Origin of the sequence: Pseudoalteromonas sp. MMG024 (assembly GCF_021654175.1) — a bacterium.
Taxonomy (GTDB): domain Bacteria; phylum Pseudomonadota; class Gammaproteobacteria; order Enterobacterales; family Alteromonadaceae; genus Pseudoalteromonas.
Genome location: NZ_JAKFZO010000007.1, coordinates 186,294 through 209,058 on the forward strand (window position 1 = coordinate 186,294; position 22,765 = coordinate 209,058).

General features: G+C 40.5%; 18 protein-coding genes. 12 read left to right on the top strand and 6 right to left on the bottom strand.

What is annotated here, in order from left to right; translation table 11 throughout:
* Position 1: 1 nt before the first annotated feature.
* Entirely contained in the window at positions 2 to 637 is a 636-nt protein-coding gene (gene pdxH, locus L1068_RS08810) for a pyridoxamine 5'-phosphate oxidase (protein WP_237129957.1), read from the bottom strand.
* A gap of 726 nt (positions 638 to 1,363) precedes the next feature.
* On the opposite strand from pdxH, the gene L1068_RS08815 reads away from it, so the two are divergent.
* Positions 1,364 to 2,842: a hypothetical protein gene (locus L1068_RS08815; protein WP_237129958.1), complete on the top strand. Its 1,479-nt coding sequence runs from the start codon at positions 1,364 to 1,366 to the stop codon at positions 2,840 to 2,842.
* A 601-nt stretch (positions 2,843 to 3,443) separates the two neighbouring features.
* On the opposite strand, the gene L1068_RS08820 is transcribed toward L1068_RS08815, so the two are convergent.
* From L1068_RS08820 to prfC, 3 genes are all read right to left on the bottom strand, one after another.
* A complete protein-coding gene (locus tag L1068_RS08820; RefSeq protein WP_237129959.1) occupies positions 3,444 to 3,881 on the bottom strand; it encodes an energy transducer TonB in 438 nt (145 codons plus the stop codon).
* A 501-nt stretch (positions 3,882 to 4,382) separates the two neighbouring features.
* On the bottom strand, positions 4,383 to 6,125 hold the full coding sequence (gene argS, locus L1068_RS08825; protein ID WP_237129960.1) for an arginine--tRNA ligase: 1,743 nt from the start codon (positions 6,123 to 6,125) through the stop codon (positions 4,383 to 4,385).
* A 502-nt stretch (positions 6,126 to 6,627) separates the two neighbouring features.
* Positions 6,628 to 8,211 (bottom strand): peptide chain release factor 3, encoded by a 1,584-nt coding sequence (gene prfC, locus L1068_RS08830; protein WP_237129961.1) that lies wholly within the window; start codon positions 8,209 to 8,211, stop codon positions 6,628 to 6,630.
* Positions 8,212 to 8,468: 257 nt separating this feature from the next.
* On the opposite strand from prfC, the gene L1068_RS08835 reads away from it, so the two are divergent.
* The 5 genes from L1068_RS08835 to L1068_RS08855 are packed head-to-tail and all read left to right on the top strand — an operon-like array spanning position 8,469 to position 12,453.
* Positions 8,469 to 9,374: an ATP-binding cassette domain-containing protein gene (locus tag L1068_RS08835; RefSeq protein ID WP_237129962.1), complete on the top strand. Its 906-nt coding sequence runs from the start codon at positions 8,469 to 8,471 to the stop codon at positions 9,372 to 9,374.
* Positions 9,371 to 10,522, top strand: coding sequence for an ABC transporter permease (locus tag L1068_RS08840; RefSeq protein WP_237129963.1), 1,152 nt, complete (start codon positions 9,371 to 9,373; stop codon positions 10,520 to 10,522). Before L1068_RS08835 ends, L1068_RS08840 begins: the two co-directional genes overlap by 4 nt.
* Positions 10,513 to 10,794, top strand: coding sequence for a phosphopantetheine-binding protein (locus tag L1068_RS08845; protein ID WP_237129964.1), 282 nt, complete (start codon positions 10,513 to 10,515; stop codon positions 10,792 to 10,794). Before L1068_RS08840 ends, L1068_RS08845 begins: the two co-directional genes overlap by 10 nt.
* On the top strand, positions 10,787 to 11,872 hold the full coding sequence (locus tag L1068_RS08850) for a beta-ketoacyl synthase N-terminal-like domain-containing protein (protein WP_237129965.1): 1,086 nt from the start codon (positions 10,787 to 10,789) through the stop codon (positions 11,870 to 11,872). Before L1068_RS08845 ends, L1068_RS08850 begins: the two co-directional genes overlap by 8 nt.
* Positions 11,872 to 12,453, top strand: a complete 582-nt coding sequence (locus tag L1068_RS08855) for a hypothetical protein (protein ID WP_237129966.1) — start codon at positions 11,872 to 11,874, stop codon at positions 12,451 to 12,453. The genes L1068_RS08850 and L1068_RS08855 overlap by 1 nt, the downstream gene beginning before the upstream one ends.
* 25 nt (positions 12,454 to 12,478) lie before the next feature.
* On the opposite strand, the gene L1068_RS08860 is transcribed toward L1068_RS08855, so the two are convergent.
* Positions 12,479 to 12,925 (bottom strand): DUF2141 domain-containing protein, encoded by a 447-nt coding sequence (locus L1068_RS08860; protein ID WP_237129967.1) that lies wholly within the window; start codon positions 12,923 to 12,925, stop codon positions 12,479 to 12,481.
* 92 nt (positions 12,926 to 13,017) lie between these two features.
* Between L1068_RS08860 and L1068_RS08865 the strand changes: the two genes are divergently transcribed.
* From L1068_RS08865 to L1068_RS08885, 5 genes are all read left to right on the top strand, one after another.
* A complete protein-coding gene (locus L1068_RS08865) occupies positions 13,018 to 13,932 on the top strand; it encodes a dialkylrecorsinol condensing enzyme (protein ID WP_237129968.1) in 915 nt (304 codons plus the stop codon).
* A gap of 5 nt (positions 13,933 to 13,937) precedes the next feature.
* Positions 13,938 to 15,086, top strand: a complete 1,149-nt coding sequence (locus L1068_RS08870) for a beta-ketoacyl-ACP synthase III (protein ID WP_237129969.1) — start codon at positions 13,938 to 13,940, stop codon at positions 15,084 to 15,086.
* 2 nt (positions 15,087 to 15,088) lie between these two features.
* Positions 15,089 to 15,520 (top strand): hypothetical protein, encoded by a 432-nt coding sequence (locus L1068_RS08875; RefSeq protein WP_237129970.1) that lies wholly within the window; start codon positions 15,089 to 15,091, stop codon positions 15,518 to 15,520.
* Positions 15,489 to 16,499, top strand: coding sequence for a BtrH N-terminal domain-containing protein (locus L1068_RS08880; protein ID WP_237129971.1), 1,011 nt, complete (start codon positions 15,489 to 15,491; stop codon positions 16,497 to 16,499). The genes L1068_RS08875 and L1068_RS08880 overlap by 32 nt, the downstream gene beginning before the upstream one ends.
* Positions 16,500 to 16,931: 432 nt before the next feature.
* Positions 16,932 to 19,220: a TonB-dependent receptor gene (locus L1068_RS08885; protein WP_237129972.1), complete on the top strand. Its 2,289-nt coding sequence runs from the start codon at positions 16,932 to 16,934 to the stop codon at positions 19,218 to 19,220.
* Positions 19,221 to 19,309: 89 nt separating this feature from the next.
* Here L1068_RS08885 and L1068_RS08890 read toward each other — a convergent pair whose 3' ends face one another.
* A complete protein-coding gene (locus tag L1068_RS08890) occupies positions 19,310 to 19,855 on the bottom strand; it encodes a YfiR/HmsC family protein (protein WP_054980355.1) in 546 nt (181 codons plus the stop codon).
* A 163-nt stretch (positions 19,856 to 20,018) separates the two neighbouring features.
* On the opposite strand from L1068_RS08890, the gene L1068_RS08895 reads away from it, so the two are divergent.
* Entirely contained in the window at positions 20,019 to 22,691 is a 2,673-nt protein-coding gene (locus L1068_RS08895; protein ID WP_237129973.1) for a hybrid sensor histidine kinase/response regulator, read from the top strand.
* Positions 22,692 to 22,765: the final 74 nt, after the last annotated feature.

The following is a 22,765-nucleotide window of genomic DNA, read 5'->3' on the forward strand; positions in this document are numbered from 1 at the left end:
ATTATGGATTTAAGCGCTGCTTAGTCCACACGCCATCTTCAAGTTTATACATAAAGCGGTCATGCAAACGATTTGCACCGCCTTGCCAAAACTCAATTTGATGCGGTTCAATGCAGTAGCCCCCCCAAAATGACGGCAATGGCACTTCGCCTTCACTAAACTTGTTTTTAATTTGCTGGAATTTTTCCATCAGCACTTTGCGTGATGATACTGGTCGACTTTGCGCCGATGCCCACGCCGCAAGTTGGCTCTCTTTTGGACGCGATAAAAAGTACTTAGTCACAGCCAAATTTGATAATGGCTTTGCCGTGCCATACACAATCACTTGGCGCTCCAAGCTGTGCCAAGGAAAATGCAAACTCACCTTGTTATTGCCCGCAATTTCCTGCGCCTTGCGCGATTCAGTATTGGTAAAAAAGACAAAACCTTTGGCGCTTACATCTTTGAGCAAAACAATACGCTGAGATGGCTGACCATGCTCATCAACTGTTGCTACCACCATCGCAGTGGGATCCTCTAATTTAGCATCTACCGCTAGCTGCAACCAAGACTCAAACTGCTCAATTGGGTTGTCTAATAGCTTCTCTTCAGACAAACCATCCTTTAAATACTCACGGCGAATATCATCAATTTTCATCATCTTTTCCAAAAGATATTGTATAAGCTTATGGTAAACAGATACGTGTGAAATACCAATAAAGATTGGTTATATAATTGATTTAAAATAAAGGGTTGGAATGAGATTTTAGTTTTGAATGTTTTGATTGGATTTAGTCTTAGCAGCGGTTGAGTCTGATAGATGGTTTGCAGCAATGTAAAATAACAACTTCCATGTAAGTATCTTGCGCCATCCATGGCGCCCTCGTTCATTCTTTTTAAACGGTCAAAAAGAACGAACCAAGAAAAAAACCGCCCCAAAATCAAACTGATTCTTCAAACACACTTTAAATGTGAACATAAACGCCATGAATCGGCATCCATGCCTCAGCATGGCTTGCTCGACCGCTCCGCTCCCTGTCTCGCATTATTCATTTAAATTGTATTTTCAGGTTTGATTTAATGGGTGAAGGAGTGAACCTAAATACCTGACTCAATGGCAGGTTAGTGCCAGAAGCTGCCGTTGGGAAAGGGTCAAGTCAACGACTCAGACCTCATTGATTTTGTAATTGTTAGATTATGATTCGCGGCATCCAATTCTTTTTTTATAGCAGTACGCTAGCAGAAAATATCAGTTTTATTGTTGAACATATCCATGTTTAGGCATTGTCTTAGCCAAAAAAGCTTATATAAAACATTCAACAAATTAGGTTACACACCTTTTTATAGTGATTAGAATAACAGTCATTAAAAAAGGAATGACTTAATGACCTCCAAAGATAATAAAAAAACTATATTGAAAGGCGAAGAAGCCATCGCCTTATGGGAATCCGGTCACGTAAAGTGGAATGAATGGGTGGAAGAAAACCCTGAGGCAAACATTGATTTTTCAAAGTGTGATTTCTCAAAATATGAGAAGGTAAGCTTCTCTGATTTCGTTTTTCCAAAAGGTAACGTGAACTTTAACTACACTAAATTTGGTAATGCTATTGTTGTATTTTGCAGAACCAAATTTGGTTATGGTGATGTGAGTTTCCATGACACTGATTTTGGTGAAGAAGGAGTGAATTTCTCTGAGGCCATATTTGGTAATGGAAATGTATATTTTGATTACGCACATTTTAGGAATGGGTACGTAGATTTTTCTTATACCAAGTTTGGTAAAGGGAAGGTAATGTTTAACTACGCCGTATTTAGTTTTGGGAGCGTTAGCTTTCACAAAGCTCAATTTGATGAGGCAGATTTTACAAGTACCCAATTTGGCTTTGGGGATGTCAGTTTTTTAAGTGCTGTCTTTAAAGGGGACGCTTTATTTATTAGAACTATGTTCGGTGAAGGTGGTGTGACGTTTACAGGAGTTAAGTCTAAAGGAAATATGTTTTTCAATGAAACCGATTTCGGTATATGCAAAGTTTCATTTCGAGCTGCTAAATTAGCCGGTTACTTAACTTTTCAATCTCTTAAAAATACAGAGGAAACTGGCGGATTTGATTTCTCATTTTCCAATTTTGAGGGGGCGATCAAACTCAAAGATATTAAATTCTATTGTGTACCTGATTTTACAAATACGAATCTTTCACACCAGTTTACCCTCGACCATTTTGAAATAACACCAGTCAAAAAAATTGGTAGTAACTTGCTTACTAATCTATTCATTTTGTTCTTTTTGCTTCTAGAGGGGGATCGCAGAAAAGAGATTGCTATTAATAAATCCAAAAAAATAGCAAGTAAGTTCACTTGGTTTAATATCTATTATATCGCTGACAAGGACGATATACCCCGTATTAGGCGTTTAAAGGAATTGGCCGAGAGTAACAAACACCACAAACTAGCGCTTGATTTACATGCCGAGGAAATCAAATGTAGTCGTTGGGTTGAAACCAAATCTAAACGCACGATTTTTGCTGAATACCTTTTTCAATTATGTAGTGATTTTGGTCGAAGCTTACAACGCCCTATCGTTGGTTTAATTTCTTCATGGTTACTTTTCACACTCGTTTATTATCAGGCAAGCAATAGAGATTATGAATGGCTTGATAAAATATCTGACTCAGCAGCGTTTTCATTTGCTCAGATGTTGCCTGTGTTCTCAATATCTAGAGAAGCTAAAAAACGCACATTAGAGTCTTTATTTAATATTGATATGCCTAACTGGATAATTGGTGTTGCTGGAGTTCAGTCTTTCATTTCAATCGCGTTGGTGTTTTTAGTTGGTTTAGCACTACGTAACCGATTTAGAATTTAATGTTTTATCGAAGTATATTTTTGATAAACATGTACTTTGTAACATTAACTAAGATACGCTAATTTTTCGTTACTCTATGAAGCTGAACCGAGCTCATCACCACATAGCAAATGGGGTTAGAACTTGCACTCCCTATGCTGATTAAAGTTTTATTAATGACGGCTTTTCGCTCAATTGTGACCTTGAAGGCTGTTGCTGAGATTACCATCCGCTTATATCAAACCCGAAATCAAGTTTGAATTGATAATGCGAGACAGGGAGCGAAGCGGTCGAGCAAGTCATGCTGAGGCATGGATGCCGATTCATGGCGTTTATCTAAAAATTCAAAGTTGCTTTGAGGATTAAGTTTGATAGTGCGGTCGCCTTTCTTTTGGTTACTTTATCTTTGGCGAAGCAAAGAAAAGTAACATGAAGCCCATGGATGGGCTTTATGATAAAAAGGGAGGTCAATGTTTAATTGAGTTATCAAAGATACAAAATCGCTCATTACTGTCGCATACATAATGAAATTCAGCGGGTTACTTAAGCTTTGTGCTGTAGGTTCAATTAATCAGTGAAAAACTTTATATAAAATTTTTCACTTACGGTGAGGTCAAAATCTTTAAATACTGCATCGATATTGTGACTGTTTAAGGCAAATTGCTTCAGCCTCTTCAACTGAGTTACCGCCTAAGCAAAAGTCGAGGCGAATTAATTTCTCTTCAGCGACAGGGTTACCATTTTGAGCTTGCACCCAATTCCACTTTCTAATAATTTTCTTACTTGGTCTGTAAATCACTTTTTCGGGAACGCTTTGGATAAGTTCAACAGAGTCTGTTTTGCCTTTGTCATTTACAACCACCTTAAAAATCCCACAACCCGCAATGCCTTTTTTCGCTAATGATATTGGGTATTTTGGTGTTACTTGTTTTTTCCTAAGCCAGTTAGCTTTTTCTTCAGTCGGCTGTAAATGAGTCAACTTAACGTCGCCAAAGAGTGTTTGAGCACTTACGGTAAAACATTGCAAAGACAATACGATTAATAAAACTACTTTTGCCATAATTCTTTCCTTAGTTATTTATCTTCCTTATATATCAGCTTTTAAGTTATCTACTTTTGTTAGTTTTTTCAATAAATTAAGTAATACTTGTTATTAAATTGAAAGTTTGAAGTAGAATTAATGAGATATAAGAAGCAACTCCCTAAAAATAAGCGGAAGATTGAAACAAAGAGTAAGCTTTTTAGCCGCTGAGCATGCTTTAGTATGTGAGTGAGAAATTATTGAAGAAGAAAATTGATACTATTTGCAAACTAGTTTGCATTTAGACAAGGAAGCATCTTGTAAATAAGAGCTAATCTAGCCCCATGAGCATAGCCTGCTATGTGATTGGGGTAGATTAAAAACCTGACGCAGTATTAATGCGAAATAGGCAGCAAAGTCCTACAAATAGTCGAGAAATTGACAAGGCACATAAAGCTTTTTAGCCGCTGAGCATACTTTAGTATGTGATTCGGTAAAAAGCTTTATGTAACGCTGTCAAAGCGAAGCATATGAAGTAGGTTACATTTGCTCCATTACTTCGATGCCTAGTAGATCTAGACCTTTAGCCAATGTCTTCGCCACTAAATTACACAGCATTAAGCGGCTTTCTTTAGTTGCTGCCTCTACACCCTCTTTTAGTACCGGACATGCTTCGTAGAAGCTCATATATAGGCTTGCAAGCTCATATAAATAGCTACATAAAACGTGCGGCGTTGCCTCAGCAATCATTTGATCTAGCACTTCTTCAAACTGGATTAGTTTGATTGCTAACGCTTTTTCTTGCGCTTCAACAATTGAGATTGGCGCGTTTAAGCTTGCAGCGTCAATACCTGCTTTACGGAAGATACTACGCACACGTGTGTAGGCATACTGTAAGTAAGGCGCTGTTGCACCTTCAAAGCTCAACATGGTATCCCAGTTGAAGATATAATCGCTGGTACGGTTTTTAGAAAGATCCGCGTATTTCACAGCGCCAATACCCACTTTACGAGCGATTTCGGCGCGTTCTTCAACGCTTAGGTCTGACTCGCGCTCTGCTAGCTTGTCAGTTGCGCGGCTTACTGCTTCTTCTAATAGTTCAGCTAGTTTAACTGTGCCTCCAGTACGGGTTTTAAATGGTTTACCATCTTCACCCATCATGGTGCCGAATGGGCAGAACTCATACGTTGTTTCGTCACGTAACAGGCCAGCTTTACGCGCTGTTAACTCAACTTGGCTGAAGTGAAGACTTTGACGCGCATCTACAAAGATTAAGATACGGTCTGCGCCTAGTTTGTTAGAACGGTAATCACACGCTGCTAAGTCGGTAGTTGCATATAAGAAGCCGCCACCTGATTTTTGCACGATAAAGACTGATGGTTCACCGTCTTTATTTGCAAGCTCATCAAGGAATACAACTTGTGCACCTTGGTCTTCAACGGCAATGCCTTTTTCTTTGAGCAGTGTAATAACACCTTGCAGCGCATCGTTATAAGCACTTTCAGCTTTAATATCTTCAGGCTTAAGGGTAACGTTTAGCTTTGCGTACACTTCTTCAGAGTGTTTTACTGAGGTATCGATAAATAGTTTCCACAGTTTTTCACAGTGTGCATCGCCACCTTGTAGTTTAACTACGTAGTCACGTGCTTTATCAGCAAAGCCGTCTTCATCGTCAAAACGTTTTTTCGCATCGCGGTAGAAGGTTTCTAAATCAGCTAAGGCAACAGATTCAAGATCAACACCTTGATAAAGTAAGTCTTCTAAGTGCGCAATCAACATACCAAATTGCGTCCCCCAGTCACCTACGTGGTTTTGACGGGTAACCGAGTCGCCACGGAACTCAAGTGCGCGTACAACGGCATCACCAATAATGGTTGAGCGTAAATGACCAACGTGCATTTCTTTTGCGAGGTTTGGTGATGAGTAATCTACTACCACGTTTTGTGCGCTAGCATGCTCAGCCACACCCAGTTTTTCATCTTGGTTTGCAGATGAAAGCGTGTCAGCTAAAAACTCTGGCTTTAAGTGAATATTAATAAAGCCTGGGCCTGCAATTTCAGTTTGCGAAGCAATATCACTAACATCTAGATTGTCGATAATTTTTTGTGCAAGTTCACGCGGATTCGTTTTTAACTTTTTCGCAGCGCCCATTGCACCATTAATTTGGTAATCACCAAACTGCGGGCGCGTACTTTGCGTTACCGCTGGGTTGGTATCTTCTGGTAAGCCTGCTGCAACCATAGCTGCAACGGCTTTTTCTACTAATATCTGACGAATATTCATTCTCTATTTCCTGTTACACACCGCTTGGGAGTAATCTCAACCAAGCCATGTCATTTTTATTCGTTTTAAAACTGATAACACTACACATCAGCTTATCAATGTAACTTAACTTTTTTACTAAATAAATGCTGCGAGAGCGAAGCCGCAGAGTATTTTTCGCTAGGAGTTTAGTCCGCTAAATGACTAACGAAAAATGCGATAGCAATGACGCTATCACTAATCTTTTCATCGGCAATTTATCAATCACCCATAATATTTTCACTTTTTACTAAATAAATGCCGCGAGAGCGAAGCCGCGGAGTATTTTTTGCTAGGAGTTTAGTCCGCTAAATGACTAACGAAAAATACGATAGCAATGACGCTATTACTCGACTTTTCATCGGCAATTTATCAATTGTTGTAACGCAGCCGCCGAGGTTTTGGGCGTTAGGAGTTTAGTCCGCTAAATGACTAATGCCAAAACCGACGGCAATAAAGTTACAACACTTTGATAATAAGCCGATTAGTGTTCACGCGTCTGATGGAACTCAACTTCCGGATAACGCTCTTGCGACAAGTTTAAGTTAACACGGGTTGGCGCGATATAAGTTAGGTTATCACCACCATCGAGCGCTAGGTTTACTTCGCATTTACGGCGGAATTCTTCTAGCTTTTTCGCATCATCACAGGTTACCCAGCGCGCTGTTGCAACACTTACGCTTTCGTACATGGCATCTACGTTGTATTCGGCTTTTAAGCGCGCTACAACAACATCAAACTGAAGCACACCTACCGCACCTACGATAAGGTCGTTATTTTGTAGCGGTCTAAATACCTGTACTGCACCTTCTTCCGAAAGCTGGATAAGGCCTTTAAGTAACTGCTTTTGCTTAAGCGGGTCGCGTAAGCGAATACGACGGAATAATTCTGGTGCAAAGTTTGGAATACCGCTGAACTTAATTTTTTCACCTTGCGTGAAGGTATCACCAATTTGAATCGTACCGTGGTTGTGAAGACCAATAATGTCACCAGCGTACGCTTCTGCTGCACGCTCACGATCACCGGCCATAAAGGTTACCGCATCTGAAATGCTTACCTTTTTACCAATGCGTACATGGTCCATTTTCATACCTTGCTCATACTTGCCTGATACAATACGCATAAAGGCAATACGGTCACGGTGTTTCGGGTCCATGTTTGCTTGGATTTTAAATACAAAGCCTGAGAACTTTTCTTCGTCAGCAGTAACGAGGCGGTCATCTGTTTTACGCGGCTGTGGTGCTGGTGCCCACTTAGTTAAACCGTCAAGCATATGGTCAACACCAAAGTTACCAAGAGCGGTACCAAAGAATACCGGTGTTAATTCACCTGCAAGAAAAAGCTCTTGGTCAAATTCGTGCGATGCACCAACTACTAGCTCAAGTTCTTCGCGCAATAACTCAGCCAGCTCTTCACCTACTGCTGCGTCAAGCTCTGGGTTATCTAACCCTTTAACAATACGCACGTCTTGAATTGTGTGACCTTGACCTGTTTGGTACAAAATCGTTTCATCGCGATGAATATGGTAAACACCTTTAAACTCTTTACCACAGCCAATTGGCCACGTAACCGGGGCACACGCGATGTTTAATTCGCTTTCAACTTCGTCCATTACTTCCATTGGGTCACGGATATCACGGTCAAGTTTGTTCATAAAGGTAACAATTGGCGTATCACGTAGACGCGTTACTTCCATTAGCTTACGGGTACGGTCTTCTACACCTTTCGCAGTGTCAATTACCATTAGGCACGAGTCAACCGCAGTAAGTGTACGGTACGTATCTTCCGAGAAGTCTTCGTGTCCTGGGGTATCAAGTAGGTTTACCAAACAGTCGTTGTACGGGAATTGCATTACAGAGGTAGTAACCGAGATACCACGCTCTTTTTCCATTTCCATCCAGTCTGATTTAGCATGTTGATTCGAACCACGACCTTTTACTGTACCTGCTTTTTGTAGAGCTTGTCCGAAAAGAAGTACCTTTTCAGTAATGGTTGTTTTACCCGCATCCGGGTGGGAGATAATCGCAAAGGTGCGACGTTTGCCAACTTCAGTTGAAATACTGGACATGAATACCCGCCAATCGCTTAAAATTCAAGGTTAAAAATGGGGCGAAATTATACCTGTTTCACCACTTTAATAGCAATTAAAGCAGCGTGAATAAGTAGGATTTTTTCGTTTGCGTGCATCACTGTGCCATTAAAAAATTACTGTCTTCGCAAGAAATCCTCATGTTAGAATGATTAACTATGTCTAATATGTTGGTTTTCTTTAAATTTAACCACGCATATTGAATTGATATCCATATATGGCAAGGGAGAACGTAAGTGCCAGATCACGACTTCATTATTAAACTGCAGCAACTCAGTTTTCGATACAAAAGTAATGATGTCGATACGCTTAATAATCTTTCTCTTGCGATAAAGCCAGGTGAATGCGTTGGTTTAATTGGGCCAAATGGTGCGGGTAAATCGACCTTAATCTCGATTATTACTGGCTTACTCAGTGCTCAAACAGGCTCTGTTTGCTATGGCGATAGCGCCACACCACGACAATTTATCAAACAACAGCTGGCACTTGTGCCGCAAGAATACGCTTTTTATGAGCGCCTTACGGTTCAGCAAAACCTAGCGTATTTTGCCAGTTTACTCAAAACGAATAACTGCGATGAGTTAGTTACAAACACCTTAGCCCAATGCCAACTGAGTCACGTAAGCAGCAAAAAAGCCGATAATTTATCAGGTGGCTATAAACGCCGTTTAAACTTGGCAATTGCGCTGTTAAAACAGCCTAGCGTATTGATTTTAGATGAGCCAACGGTAGGAATTGATCCGGTTTCTCGTGAGCTGATTATGCAGCTACTTGCCACATTAAAACAGCAAGGCACAACCATTATTTACACCTCGCATTTACTTACCGAAGTAGAGCAAATTTGCGATACGATTTATGGTTTAAAGCGTGGTGAACTTATTCATATAACAGCTCACAGTGAAAATGCACCACTGCAAATTAGCTTTGAAAGTGCATTGTGCGACGATGCCATCGCAGGCATTACTGCGTTATTACCAAATACACAATTAAACTCACCAAGCCAAATTGAAATAAGCTCGTGCAAAGAGCCACTTGCTTTGCTCGCACAGCTTAACCAAGTTTCATTGCCGCCTATTAGTGAAATCAATTATTCAACACTGCACCTCGAAAACTACTATAAAAAGCTGTTTACAGAACTATGATTAAAGCGAGTATCATTAAAGAATTCCGGCTTATTTTTAGCGACTTACATAGCCTAGCTGTGCTCTTTTTAATGCCGATTAGCTTTATGTTGATTATGACATTTGCACTGAGTAATAAAGCGGAAGATTTAACTAAATCAATTAATTTAAACATTACCCAGCAGGATAGCAATTTGGCAGAATCGCTGCTCAAAGCCTATTTAAGTGATGTGGGGTTTAGCCAAGATATAAACCAACAAGCCGATGTTACGCTTGAGCTTGCCACAGGCTTTGAAAGCGCCCTATTTGCTGATCAGGCAAATTCTGTGATCACTTTTAGCCATGCAACTAGTTTATCGCCTCAGATGACCAGCTTAGCAAAGCAACATTTGCAAATTGCTTTGGCGAAAGTAAAACTCCATATTTACTTACTTGATGCTGGGCAATTATCTGAGTCCATGCCGCTTGCAGAGCAAATGTCACGAGTGAGCGAGCAAACCAACCAATTAAGGTTGGTGTCGTTTAAGCGCGAAGAAAACTACCAAGCCGTACAGCACAGTATTCCATCTTGGTTAGTATTTGGTGTGTTTTTTATTGTTTTGCCGATTTCAATTACGCTTATTAGTGAAAGCCAAAACGGTACGTTATTGCGTGTTACCACCTTTCCAATTTCAAATACCGCATATTTTTCGGCCAAACTATTGGCGTTTTATTTAGTCAGTTTCACGCAAGCGATTGTGCTGATGATAATTGGCTTTACGGTTATACCTAAATTGGTCGATACACCTAGCCTTAACGTATTGCAGCTTGTGCCCGCCCTTCCTTTATTAGCCGTAACCTGTGCCACGGCCGTGACCTTTGGCGCGGTTATCGCAAGCCAAATAAAAAGCCATGAACAAGCGATTGTAATAGGCGGCGGCACTAACATTTTACTTGCGGCGATTAGTGGCTTAATGGTGCCTCTAGACATCATGCCAAAGGCGATGCAAACTATAGCGCAGCTTTCGCCTATGCACTGGGCGCAATCAGGACTTAAAAATTTATTTATCTCAGACTCGGACGCACTCAGCTTAACCACTGCCCTACCTTTAATAATCTTTTCAGTGATTTGTGGTGTATTGGCACTGTGGCTATTCGAGTTAAAAGTTAGGAAATTACAATGGAAATAGAAGAATTAAAAAACAAACTTAAACAACTTATTGTTGAAGAGTGTGACAAGGAAGATGAGATAGAATGGCACGAAATCGAAGACGATGCCCCACTGTTTGGCAATGATTCTAACGTCGGTTTAGATTCACTTGATGCCCTACAACTTGCTTTAATTATCAAACAAAACTTTGGTATTCGTGTTGAAAGTTCAAAAGAAAGTCGTAAAGACCTTTACTCAATAAACACCATAGTTGCACTTATTGAACGCGAAAAAAGTAAAGACCTTGCCTAGTTATATTATTGCTTCTGATTCGTGGTCGGCCTGTGGCCGCGGCAATGGATTACACTTTTCTACAACGCAGTTTCAAACAGTAAAAACGGCAGAGCAAATTGACGTGCCGTTTTTTGCAATGCAAGATTTACCTGTTGATACCAGCGAAAAGCGCATTCTTTCGTCGCTCTCAAGTGTTGTAGGCAATGCTGTAAAAAAAGCAGGACTAACTGCTGAACAACTTGCAAATACAGCGATTGTTCTCGGTTCAACCAGCTTAGATGTCAGTGCGGTAGAAGCCAAACCTGAGCAAACTATTTGGCTTACAAATACCGACCGTTTAAGTGGTTATTTAAAGCAGCAATTTGCTACCTCTGACTTACACCTAACCATTAACACAGCATGCACTGCGGGCACTAACGCGGTTATTTTAGCCGACCAGTTACTAAACCAAAATAAAGCGCAGTATGTCATTGTTGTTGGTTGTGAGTTTTACAACCCGCTAACGGTAGAAGGCTTTTATTCACTCGATTTACAAAGTAGCCAAGGGTTGCGTACCTTTAGTGAATCTCGCTCTGGGTTAGTACTTGGTGAAGGCGTTGCTGCGTTAGTTATGGCAAAACACACAACCTCACCATCGCAGTTAAAATTGATCGGTTATGGTTCAGGCTGTGATCACTATAGTTTAACCATGACACAAGAATCTGGCGTACATATTCAAGCAATTATTGAAATGGCACTTAAAAAAGCCAATCTTGATGCTAAGCAAATTGATTTGATAAAAGTACACGGCACGGCGACTTTAAATAACGATCAGGCTGAGTTAAACGCATTTAGTCAATGGCTTGAACATGCACCTATTTTTGCCTTTAAGCCTTTTACTGGTCACACCTTAGGGGCATGCGGCGTATTAGAATTAGCATTAATGGACTACTTGCATCAGCAACAGCTGATTATACCAAGGCCTGAATACCTAAACACAGATGCGATTTTAAGGCCATTTAGTGACGCGAAGCCACTATCAAGTTACCAACATATATTGCTTAATCACTGTGGTTTTGGTGGTAATAATGCGGCATTAATTGTTGAGGTGGCTTGATGACATTGAACGTACTTAACTACGCGATTGTTGACGAACCACGCGACAAAACCAATAAGCAACTGCGCCAAGAATTAAAACACGATTTTGCGATTAATGGACGTAGACTCGATAATTTTACGTTAACCGCAATGAAAGCGGTTGCGCAAATTGCACCGAGCTTAAATAGCGAAAACCGTTACGCACTGTTTAGTGCTGCGCAGTATTTTTCACTAGAATTATTGCAAAGTTTACTGCTCGATTTAGCACAAAATACACCGCTTAAACCGCTCGATTTTGTTGCAACCGTAGGCAATGCAGCAAATTACTATTTGGCAAAACAATTCAACCTAGCTGCAACCAATTTGTTCTTGGGATGCACCGACAACAAACTAAGTAAAACGTTGTTAGTGGCAGAACTGGATTTATCTGAGCAAAACTCCGACGCCGCAATTATTGTAATTTGGCAAGAAAGTGAAAAAACGCGCCGCTGTTACGCGCTTTTAGTTGAATTAGCAGCGCAGCAAGCAACAGGCGTAAATGCGAACGAACTAATCGCTCAATTAGATGCCGCTGCAAAAACACCATTTGCGGTGAACTAAGTCACGCTATTTGAAAGATAAACGATTATTTTCGTTTATCTTTCATTAATTTGATTTGGCTTTTACTGTTTTCAGATAGTTTAAAGCTGGTTTTTGCAATTTTAGGTTTGCCGCCAAATAACATAGGGTTATTGGAAAAACCTACCGCCTCTTTAGGAATACCTGCGCGAGATAAATCGAGCTTTTTATTGGCGTTTTCGTCCACATATAAACGAACTGCGTACCAAGCCGTTGGCAAATCGTTAAAATCAACCGAGACATTTTGACCATTAATCGCAATATGCTGCTCTTGATAAGGCGTAAGCGACTGCCAATCTTTTGAATCTTGCGAAAAACCAAGCTCTGACTGAAAAAGCTGAACATGCAAAGTACCTAAAGCAGCCACATCATTTTCAACCTCGAGTGATAAGCTATTAGCGTTGGAGACAGCGCTAAATAAGGCAACCGACAAAATAATACTTCGCTTAAACATTAACATACAAAACATTGTCCAATTAAGATTCACTTAAATATTAATGTTTTATATAATAACTTCTTTTTAATGGAATAAATACTGTCTTAATAATGCGCAAAGTTCTAACTGTTAACTATTCACAAACTGGGCAACTATCAAGCATTTTGGACTCAGTTGTTGGTCCTCTCAAGGAAAATAAAGAGATTACAGTTGATCACTTAGTGATCAAACCTAAGGTAGATTTCCCCTTTCCTTGGCCGTTCGGTCAGTTCTTTCGTGTATTTCCTGAAACCGTCGCAATGGATCCAATTGAGCTAGAGCCGTTTGAAACTCAATTTGAAAAATACGACTTAATTATCCTTAGTTATCAAGTGTGGTTTTTAACCCCTTCATTACCTATTTCATCTTTCTTGCAATTACCGCAAACAAAACAGCTTTTTAAAGACACCCCTGTTGTTACATTGATCGGTTGTCGCGGCATGTGGTTATCAGCGCAAGAAAAAATGAAAAAGCTATTGGCCGCTGCCGATGCGAACTTGGTCGATAACGTCGTGCTTAGCGATGACTGCGGGGCTGCATTTAGCTTTTTAGCAACACCACTCTGGATGATGACAGGAAAGAAAAAGCCACTTAGTTGGGTGCCTGCGGCAGGTGTATCACAAACAGATATCGCTGATGCAAAACGCTTTGGTTATGCTATCAGACAGCGCTTGTTATTGAATGATACCCCGATTACCCGCCCAATGTTTTTTGGCATGAAGGCTGTTAAGATAAATGAAAAATTGATTGCGAGTGAACGCGTTGGCAACCATAGCTTCTCTATTTGGTCGAAAATTCTTAAAAAATTTGGCTCACAGCAAAGCTTTGGCCGTGCCGTTGGATTAAGTGTGTATGTTGTATTTTTAGTTACTTTAATCCTCACTGTTGTGCCGATTACCGCAATTATTAAAAAGCTAATAGCGCCGTTAACACGCAAAAAGATTGCAAAACAAAAAGCCTATTACGCTGAACCATCTGGAGAGTAGTACATATGGGAAGTCCTGTTTATATTACAGCGATGGCTGACGCTTTACCGAACCAGCCTGTATCAAACAAAGAAATGGAAAATCTGCTCGGAATGGCCGGCAATAAACCATCACGAGCGCGCGCTGTAATTTTGCGAAGCAATAAAATTAAGCAACGTTATTACGCAATCGATCCAGAAACCAAAGAAATGACGCACACAAATGCGTCGCTTGCAGCACAAGCAATAAAAGGCCTTTTTACTGATCCAACTGAACTTAATCAGATTCAAAGTTTAATTGCCAGTACCAGCCAAGCAGACCAAACATTGCCTAACCATGGCGTAATGGTGCATGGTGAATTAAACAATCCGCCCTGTGAAGTGGTTTCAACATCAGGCATTTGCTTATGTGGTGTTACCGCACTTAAGTATGCCTACCTAAATATTAAAGCTGAAGAAGTTGAAAACAGCGTGGTGGTTGCAAGCGAAATAGCTTCTAGCATGATGACTGCTAAAAATTTCGATAAAGAATGCCAGCACAAAGTTGAAACACTTGAACAAAATCCTGAAGTAGCCTTTGAAAAAGACTTCTTACGTTGGATGCTGTCTGACGGTGCCGGTGCCGCATTTTTACAAAATAAACCCGTGGCGGGACAACTCAACCTGAGAATTGATTGGATTGATATTATTTCGTATGCCAATGAATTAGAAACTTGTATGTACGCTGGTGCAGTAAAACAAGATGACGGCCAACTTAAAAGCTGGACCCGTTTTTCTGCAGAAGAAGTGACGCAACAATCGATTATGACGGTCAAGCAAGACGTGCGTTTACTGAACGAAAACATTGTAAAATATACCGTAGAAGACGCACTAAGCCGCATCATTGAAAAACGTAAACTCGTTGCCAGTGATTACGCCTTATTTGTGCCTCACTACTCATCAGGTTATTTCAGAGAACGTTTATATGCAGGACTTGAAAACATCGATTTTACGATTCCATACGAAAAGTGGTACACCAACTTAACTGAGCGCGGCAACACAGGGTCGGCCTCTATTTTCATTATGTTATCGGAGCTACTGCGCTCAAATACCCTTGAAAAAGGTCAGCAGTTACTTTGTTACATTCCTGAAAGTGGTCGTTTTTCAAGTGGCTTTATGCAGTTAACGGTTGAATAACGGTGAAAAAAGATCAAGTCCCGCAGGACAATTCAAAAATTTACCAAGGGCAATCAAAGCTGGTATATGCAGTTGATGAAACGGGTCATTATGCCGGTGTAAAGTCGTCTGGCTGGGATGTCGAATCATTTGCCACCCAATATGCTGTTGACGATCTTAATCACCAAGCTGAAGACACTTTAGCCGAGGTACAGCAAGGCAAAGTCTCAGCACTTAAATACCATATGCTGTGTGCACGTCATGACGTGCTATCGCTATCTCAAGTGACGGGCTTTTTTCAGTGGCAAATAAAACGCCATTTTAAGCCGCGTGTATTTAACACACTTTCAGCAAAAGCCCTCGCCCGTTACTGCGAGGCACTTGCCATTACCGAACAACAATTGAAGGAAATACCAGAGCAACATGACGCCAGTTTTAAACAACCTAGTGCATAACCAATCTTCACATTGCGAAAGTGGCGTTGTATCAAATATGCTATCAACCAATGGCTTTAATATTTCTGAGCCAATGGCGTTTGGTATTTCATCGGCAATGAGCTTTGCCTATTTGCCATTCATTAAAGTAGCCGGTATGCCATTAATTGCTTATCGCATGCCGCCAAAAACCATAATTAACACCGTGACTAAAAAGCTTGGCATTACCCTACACCGAGAAAAATTCTCAAGTGCTGAAAAAGGTATGGCCAAACTAGATGAGGTTTTAGCTGAAGGAAAAGTAGTTGGTTTACAAACCTCGGTTTATTGGTTGCCCTACTTCCCTGATGAAATGCGCTTTCACTTTAATGCACACAATTTAATGGTTTACGGAGTCGATGCTAACGATCACTACCAAATTAGTGACCCTGTATTTGAACATACTGTAACCTGCCCTAAACGTGATTTAGAAAAAGCACGCTTTAGTAAAGGTGCACTTGCACCAAAAGGCTTAATGTATTGGGTTGATAATGTGCCAAAAGAAGTGGATTTAACACCACATATTTATTCTGGCATAAAGAAAACAGCAAAAATGATGGCAGGTTTACCAGTTCCGGGCATTAACTTGTTTGGCACCCAAGGTATGGATAAGTTAGCGAAAGATATTGAAAGGCTCGATCGCAAACCAAAGAAGTACCGTCATTTATTCTTGGCGCATATTGTGCGAATGCAAGAAGAAATCGGCACAGGTGGCGCAGGTTTTCGCTTTATGTTTGCCAGCTTTTTAGATGAAGCTGCAAACTATACAAACAATCAAGCAATGTTTGAAGCATCGCAAATGGCAACTGAAATCGGTGATAACTGGCGTAATCTTGCGTCGCTTGCTGTTAATCACTGCCGCAGTAAAACTCCTGTACCACTTAGCGATATCACGGCGCAGTTACGTGATTGCGCTAAGCAAGAAACAGAACTTAGAGCCCGCCTGTTGGCAATTAAATAATCCATATATTAGAGCGTGTTGATCTTTGTGATCTAAATTCTGTTCAAATCCAAAGCTTTTTGATCGCGACGTTGCTTTGTAGGCCTAGCGGGCTAAGTCAAGAAGCAACAACAAAGAACAAAACGCTTTGGGTTGAACCTGTTAGGCAGCGCTTGTTTGGCATTTATACTGTGTTATCGCTCATTTATGTAAATTAACTACACCACAATCGCTCTGCCTCGTCTAAATTCCAAACAAGCTGCTGCAGAAATAGACAGCAAAGGTCAACACGCTCTAGTAAGTAATTTCTTTATTACTGCCAACCTTAAGCCTATGTGTCGAGTTGTTTACAACCGCTGCCATAGGCTTTTAGCATAAATACCTATTGCAACTAAACTGTGCTATCGTTGACCTATAAATCTAATAATATTCGATATTGAATGTGTAACAGCTATGGCTAGCCGAATTAATTTTCTCAGTGTTGCGATACTTTTAGCTATTTCAGCTCAAGCAAATCATGCTGACGCTATTGATTACGATTTAGAATCTCTACAAGCACTTAGCTTAAAAGACTTGCTCAATGTACAAGTGCAAACTGCTAGCCGCAAAAAGCGCTCACTTCTTGATGCCCCTGCAAATATAAAAATAGTCACTGCAGAGCAAATAAAGCAACGAGGGTATCAAAACCTGATTGATATCTTACGTGATGTACCCGGTTTTGATTTTAGCAATCACTATGATGGTGCTGGGGAATACACTAGCCACAGTATCAATCGTGGCATCGGTGGCACCCCAGGTAATGTGCAATTGCTCATTATGATTGACGGCATTGTACAAAACCATATCGCATTTAATTGGTCGCAGCCTTGGGGCAATCAGCAAATTCTCGCTGATATTGAACGCATTGAAATAGTACAAGGCCCAGGCTCTGCAAGTTATGGTGCCAATGCGTATTCGGGCGTTGTTCACTTTATTACAAAAAGTGCCGCAAACACTTCAGGGCAGCGCATGAGCTTACTTGCTGGAGAGCATGGCACGCAGTCTGCGCAGTTTATGCTTAACCATCAACTTTCAGAATTGCGCTTGCAACTTGCTGGTCGTTATTTTAAACGCGATGGAGATTCAGGGCTCGAAAGCTACGACCCTGCAGGCTACTTTGCCAATCATTTATTTCCGAATTATCAACTACAGAGTTATAACGCCAACGGCTACACCACCAATACGCCACACCCATTTGCTGACCAATACCAAGGTGCGGGATTTAATAACCAAAGCGATGATTCAGCATTAAGAGGCAAACTAGTTTGGCAAAATCCACTTCAGTATAAGCGTGGTATTCAACTCATTAAGGTGGGCTTTAATACTTGGCAACAGGAGCAAGGGCTCGGCAGCTATGTAACAGGGTTTGAATACCAAACACGCGATGCATCGTATAAAAAACACCAAAGCGCACAGCACTATTACTTGGATTTTGACTATCAATATTCGCCCGAGCTGATATTGCAAACGCGGATATGGCAAAGAGAAAACGAACAAAAACCCGATACCGGCTTCAAGTACAGCTATCGCTTTGTAGATTTAATAAAAAGTTATCATAGCGTGAGTGAACAGCGCGCATTTGAACAACAACTCAATATATCAAAGCTATACGATATAGACTGGCAAATTGGTTATCGCTTAATGCGCTCAAAGAAAATGGGCCAAGTGGTTTCGCTAGGCGATTATCAAATAGGTCAACAAGCTTCAACATCATCCGATTGGTTAGCGGCAGAGGCTGGATTAGGACTCAACGTATACAGCGAATCCCCTCTTGAACATGTTGATGAACAAGCTGTGTATGTAGAAGCCCAAGGCTACCTTAACGATCGCCTAAATTACACCTTAGGAATGCGCTATGATCACAGTGATGCCTACGGCGGAACAACCAACCCAAGAGCTGCAATTAACTATAACGCCAGCCAGAGCTTAGTGTTTAAACTGCTCTATGGACAAGCCTTCCGCGAGCCTAGTATTTTTGAGCTCAATGATGAGTTTCGTGGTAATCCAAACCTAAAACCTGAACAAGTCAGAACCACTGAGCTTGTTAGCCATTATTTTTACGAACAGCAAAAACACCAGTTAGATATCAAGACCGCACTTTACTACAGCCAAGAAGATAACCGTATTAGGCTAGATATTAGTGATGAGAATAATAACTTCCGCTACGACACTAGCAGCACAGTAAGCTATGAAAACGCAAAACATAGCGACTACTGGGGCGTCACGTTAGATACGAGTTATACCTATAATCAAAGTATATCGGCGTACTTTAATTATCATTACTCCGATGGCGACCAAGATTTAGCTACGAATGCGCTTAATCACACCACAGATCACAAAATTAATTGGGGCATTAATTACCGCGTTATGCCAAACCTCACCATTGACTTACGCGCCAATCACCTAATCAATCGCAATGCACCAACCAGTAACGCTTATTTTGATAAGCATGCACCTAGTTTATCGCTATATAACTTAGTGGTATCAGCACCAAATTTAACAATTTCGGGCATAAACCTTACACCACAACTCATTGTTAAAAACCTATTTGATAAACAATACACCTTGGTTGGTAGGCAAGATGGTGCCAGCGACATTAATGAGTACGATATTGAGCGAAATGCCGATCCTCAGGGTTTCACACCAGCCTATCACCCGCAAATGGGACGCACCTTAGCGTTACAAGTATTGGTAAGCTTTTAATCGACTATTAAAATGAAAGCGTAGTTAGGTACGTTAGTGCCTATTAGGCGTGTTGGTGTAAAAGGGTGAATTGTTTAACCTAATAGAAGCTAGTTATAAAGCGTTGCAATATCGAGCACAGTCTTATCCCAGCTAAGTCCTGTTGCATCACTGCTCTTTTTATTAAGAAAGAACATTGGGCGGCCATTTTTAACACTTAACCCCAATGTAATGCCCTGCTTTACCAAATCAATTTCATTAGTCACCAGTAAGCTATTAAACTTCAAACTATAAATAAGTGCATCGCTTAAATTTACTTGGCTATCAAGATAAATAATATCGTACGCTTTGTTTGGCAGTGTGTTACCAAACTTAATATCACCTAGCTGCTCGTTGCGCTGTTTGGCTTTTAGTAAATTAAACGCCTGGTACACGGCTTGGTCATTAATAACAAAAATAGAAAGCTTAGGCTTAACTGACAATGCCTTTTCATATGGCATTAACTTGGAAAGTAATACAACCTGCAAATTTGCCGGCAATTCGCTGGCCATGCTGAATGTTGATAAGCTGAAAAGCACTAACGATAGTACGAATAGCCGTTTTAACTTTTTAACTGAGTTTAGCAACACTGTTCGACTATCATCTTGCAGTAACACTTACACATAATGCTTATTTGATACTCCTTTTCGATAAGCTATCGTATTCCAAAACGACAATGCAACATACATGCAAATTATTGTACTGATTGTAATTATATTCTTATACTAGTACAAAAATATGCTAGATTATAGAAGAACTTTTGCTGAAAAATGGAAAACGATGAATAACAACAAGTTGAGTGTAAGACTGCTGTGGTATATTACTCCCCTTGTGATTATTCCTATGGCAATTCAAGGGGTATTCTCCCTTTCCAACGTTACCAGTTCTTCTGAAAAACAAGCCGAAGCAATTGTTACACGCTTTGTCGAACAGCAAGTATCAAAAAGCCAAAATTACACACAACTGTACAGTTCTATTATTGAATTACTCTCCGCTTCGCCTGATCTCAGCCAGTACTTAATTTACAGTTACGATGAGAACAATCGCCCATCAAAACAGCGAACACAATTAGTATCGGCACTGGTGGATGAATTTGGTAACTACGTCGATTCATTTTCTCACATTCTCAGCATTGGTGTAATTAACCCGCAAGGTGAAGTACTAAGTTACTATCCCAAAGCGGTGCTTGAAACCCGGGAAAGTTACTCGTTTAGCGAACAGCTAGCAAATAGTCGCAAGCAACAAAATTTATTTTTCGTAACAGAGAACGATAACACCTCGATTTACCTAACCTATCGCTTATTTGATTCGCGATTTACGCTCGACTCACCCAAAGTCTTGGGATATTTAATTTTTCATATCAATAACAGTGAAATCGCGAAAAGTGTTGCTAATAACTACTTTTCTGACACGGTTAATTTCATCATGGATAGCTCAGGTAAAATCCTGTTCTGCAATCAAGTTGATATTAATAACCGCTATGTATCTGAATTTGAGCTGCAATTACTGAAAAAAACAGCCAATACTGGCCTTTTTAGTCAAGTGGCACTGCGTACGTTAGCTGATGAAAAACGTATGATCTTAGCGCACTCAATGGGCAACGATTTATACTTTGTTACCGCGCTAAATAAAGATTCGCTCTATAAAGCAGGTAAAACCATAACCATGTACACCGCATTGTTAATTCTTGCGACTGCGGTGTTTTTACCTGGCATTATTTTCTTAGTTGTACGTCGCATGCTGTTAAAGCCGATTGAGTCACTTGCCGAAGCCAGTCATAAAGTGGGAGACGGTAATCTCAACGTAAAACTACCAATCGACCGCAGTGACGAATTAGGTATGCTATTTCAAGATTTTAACCATATGGTTAATCAAATTAAGCAATACCAAAATGAATTACTCGACTACCGTGAGCACTTAGAAGAAAAAGTTGTTACGCGTACTCAAGCCATCGCGAAAATCAACAAAAAGCTCGAAAAAGCAATTATTGAAGCTGAGCAAGCTAACCATTTGAAAAGCCGTTTCCTTGCCAATATGAGCCATGAAATTCGCACGCCACTTACGGCAATTATGGGCTTTACCGAAACCATCTTAACGCAAGAATCAAATAACAAAAAAGCCAAGTATTTAAGTACCGTATTGCGCAACTCAAAGCACTTACTTGAGCTTATTAATAACATTCTCGATCTCTCTAAAATTGAAGCCGATAAACTCGAAGTTGAAACACGCGCATTGGAGCTTATTCCGTTTATTAACGATATTAAAAGCGTGATTGAGCCGATGGCAACGGATAAGAAGCTTACTTTAAGCCTAAATATCGAATACCCGTTACCAAGCATTATTCATAGCGATGAAACGCGTCTAAAACAAATACTGCTCAATATTTGTAGCAACGCCGTTAAGTTTACCGAAAAAGGCGAAGTGGCATTAAACGTTCGTTATTCACCTTCAACTGAGAAACTAATCTTTACCGTGATTGATAGTGGTATCGGTATGTCGCAACAAGAGCAAGAGCGCGCCTTTAAACCATTTGAGCAAGCCGACATCAGTACTACTCGTAAGTTTGGTGGTACAGGGTTAGGTTTATGTATTGCTAAAAACCTAGCACAGATATTAGGTGGCGATATCACTGTAAACAGCAAGCTAAGTGAAGGCAGTACCTTTGAAATAATTGTGGCAACAAACAATCAAAATCAACAAATCACCATGATTAACAGCGCCGATTCAGCTCAAGCAATGTTGAAAGAAGAACACACAACCCATGCTCAGCAGTTTGAAGGCAACATTTTGGTCGCGGAAGATAATAAAGACAACCAAGACCTGATCCGCTTATTGCTCAGCCAATGGGGCATCTCACCTGACTTTGCCAATAATGGTGCAGAAGCGGTAGAGCAAGCATTAACCAATGATTACGACCTCATCCTAATGGATATGCAAATGCCGGTAATGGGTGGCTTAGAAGCGACAGAAATGCTGCGCAATGCTGCCTTTGACGGGCCAATTGTTGCGCTAACGGCAAACGTAATGAAAAACGATGTTGACGCCTACCTCGAGGCTGGGTGTAACAAGGCGCTTGCAAAGCCAATTGATAAATCACAACTTGAACAAACATTGCAGCAATTTTTAGCGCTTGGCCGCAGCAGTCAGCAAAACTGGGAAGAGTTATTCCAAGGCGAGCGTTTTAAACAAATCAGTAGCAATTACAAAGCTAAGCTACCTAATTTATTAGAACAAATCGCTCATTTAAATGAGCAACAAGATCTCAATGAATTACTCGCATTAGCCCACAGTATCAAAGGCAGCGCGGGTTGTTTTGGCTTTAACCATATTAGTGATGCCGCCGCCGAATTAGAATCATGTATTCGCGACCATAATGAAGATGGCCTTGATTATCATATTCTCAAACTTGAGCAAGCTATTATATTTATTCTTAATCTAAAAGAGGAAGATTAGGACAAGTCAAATATGTGGTTAGGTATAGCGCTGTAAGCATAATGCTCAGCCCAAAATAATGATTCGTTATCTAG

What these genes read in the sequence shown, in the direction of transcription:
- pdxH (WP_237129957.1), bottom strand. Translation starts at nt 637, where the DNA reads ATGAAAATTGATGATATTCGCCGTGAGTATTTAAAGGATGGTTTGTCT.
- L1068_RS08815 (WP_237129958.1), top strand. Translation starts at nt 1,364, where the DNA reads ATGACCTCCAAAGATAATAAAAAAACTATATTGAAAGGCGAAGAAGCC.
- L1068_RS08820 (WP_237129959.1), bottom strand. Translation starts at nt 3,881, where the DNA reads ATGGCAAAAGTAGTTTTATTAATCGTATTGTCTTTGCAATGTTTTACC.
- argS (WP_237129960.1), bottom strand. Translation starts at nt 6,125, where the DNA reads ATGAATATTCGTCAGATATTAGTAGAAAAAGCCGTTGCAGCTATGGTT.
- prfC (WP_237129961.1), bottom strand. Translation starts at nt 8,211, where the DNA reads ATGTCCAGTATTTCAACTGAAGTTGGCAAACGTCGCACCTTTGCGATT.
- L1068_RS08840 (WP_237129963.1), top strand. Translation starts at nt 9,371, where the DNA reads ATGATTAAAGCGAGTATCATTAAAGAATTCCGGCTTATTTTTAGCGAC.
- L1068_RS08845 (WP_237129964.1), top strand. Translation starts at nt 10,513, where the DNA reads ATGGAAATAGAAGAATTAAAAAACAAACTTAAACAACTTATTGTTGAA.
- L1068_RS08855 (WP_237129966.1), top strand. Translation starts at nt 11,872, where the DNA reads ATGACATTGAACGTACTTAACTACGCGATTGTTGACGAACCACGCGAC.
- L1068_RS08860 (WP_237129967.1), bottom strand. Translation starts at nt 12,925, where the DNA reads ATGTTTAAGCGAAGTATTATTTTGTCGGTTGCCTTATTTAGCGCTGTC.
- L1068_RS08865 (WP_237129968.1), top strand. Translation starts at nt 13,018, where the DNA reads ATGCGCAAAGTTCTAACTGTTAACTATTCACAAACTGGGCAACTATCA.
- L1068_RS08870 (WP_237129969.1), top strand. Translation starts at nt 13,938, where the DNA reads ATGGGAAGTCCTGTTTATATTACAGCGATGGCTGACGCTTTACCGAAC.
- L1068_RS08880 (WP_237129971.1), top strand. Translation starts at nt 15,489, where the DNA reads ATGACGCCAGTTTTAAACAACCTAGTGCATAACCAATCTTCACATTGC.
- L1068_RS08885 (WP_237129972.1), top strand. Translation starts at nt 16,932, where the DNA reads ATGGCTAGCCGAATTAATTTTCTCAGTGTTGCGATACTTTTAGCTATT.
- L1068_RS08895 (WP_237129973.1), top strand. Translation starts at nt 20,019, where the DNA reads ATGAATAACAACAAGTTGAGTGTAAGACTGCTGTGGTATATTACTCCC.